The sequence below is a fragment of the Vibrio sp. Vb0937 genome (assembly GCF_033338855.1).
In genome coordinates this window covers 1-1,076 of record NZ_JAWOTK010000161.1, presented here as the reverse complement: position 1 = coordinate 1,076, position 1,076 = coordinate 1, and the positions used below count along the sequence as shown (strand labels likewise).

The following is a 1,076-nucleotide window of genomic DNA, read 5'->3' as shown; positions in this document are numbered from 1 at the left end:
TTACCAGTACTAGAAGCGATTTTGCAAAGCCCTCGTTTAAGTCACCAAGAAGTACTGATCGGTATTGCGGGACGAGCATGGCATCTTCTTTCTGATGCAAAAATCGCTGAACAATTTTTGCTGCGACTCGCACAAACAGGCAATCAAACCCTGTTCAATCAATTATTTGCCGATTTAGTTATGCTGCCAGAGCTAAGAATGGTATTGCTACCTTTGCTGCACTCTAGCCCATCGGAAGAGCTAGCCACTGCACTCATCAAATTGCAGCAAGCCACAAAGGGATAAGAAAGGATTAAGGATGATAGGAGATCTACTGGCAATACTTGGACTGTGCTTTTTCTGTTTTCTATTTTGGCAACAACGACGTCAATCTGAGTTAGCCAAAGTTGCCATCTCACGAAAATGCGAGCAATTAGATCTTCAGCTCGTTAGCATCGCTTTTGGAGCACACAAACTGAAAACGCCAGACGGAGTCTGGCGTTGGCACACAGTGTATCAATTTGAGTTTTCATCTCTTGGCGATGACTGCTATCAAGGCCAATTGACAATGGTTGGATTCAGGCCGCAGAGCTTTCACCTACCGCCACATCGCTTGTAAATTCCATTTCAAAGTAAGGGCCGAATAAGTCCTTACTTTCTCTTGTTTTAACAAACCCCAGTTTTTCCAATACCGCCATTGATGCTTGGTGATTGCTGTTTACATTCGCTTTCACCTTATGTAGTTCCAATTCGCGGCACGCTTTAGGGAAAAACGCTTTTAGCGCTTCTGTCGCTAACCCTTTACCCCAATACGCCTTATCAAAAATAAAACCTAATTCGGGTTCGGAATCGAGATGGGAAATGAATACATGCCCCATATAGTCACGGCTCGTACTCTCAAGTACCGCCATACTATAAATATGTTCGTCATCCAGTATTTTCTCAAACAATTGTTTGGCAGAGGCTACTGTATGAGGACCATTCATTTCGGCACGGTTTTTCGCACAGCAATTAAGCATAACGAATTCTAGTTGCAACGACTCATTGTAGGGTAGAAGAAGCATTCTTCTGGTTACTATGGCCACATCTGTTCCTTG

General features: G+C 43.5%; 3 protein-coding genes. 2 read left to right on the top strand and 1 reads right to left on the bottom strand.

Annotated elements, in window-relative coordinates; translation table 11 throughout:
* Together R7P67_RS24050 and R7P67_RS24045 are read left to right on the top strand one after the other, a co-directional pair.
* On the top strand, positions 1-285 hold a 285-nt coding region (locus R7P67_RS24050), incomplete at its 5' end, for a DUF3549 family protein (protein ID WP_318086219.1).
* A 13-nt stretch (positions 286-298) separates the two neighbouring features.
* A complete protein-coding gene (locus tag R7P67_RS24045; RefSeq protein WP_005494258.1) occupies positions 299-598 on the top strand; it encodes a DUF3301 domain-containing protein in 300 nt (99 codons plus the stop codon).
* Here the strand turns inward: R7P67_RS24045 and R7P67_RS24040 are convergent.
* A complete protein-coding gene (locus R7P67_RS24040; RefSeq protein WP_318086221.1) occupies positions 558-1,043 on the bottom strand; it encodes a GNAT family N-acetyltransferase in 486 nt (161 codons plus the stop codon). The genes R7P67_RS24045 and R7P67_RS24040 overlap by 41 nt on opposite strands.
* Between the last annotated feature and the right edge of the window lie 33 nt (positions 1,044-1,076).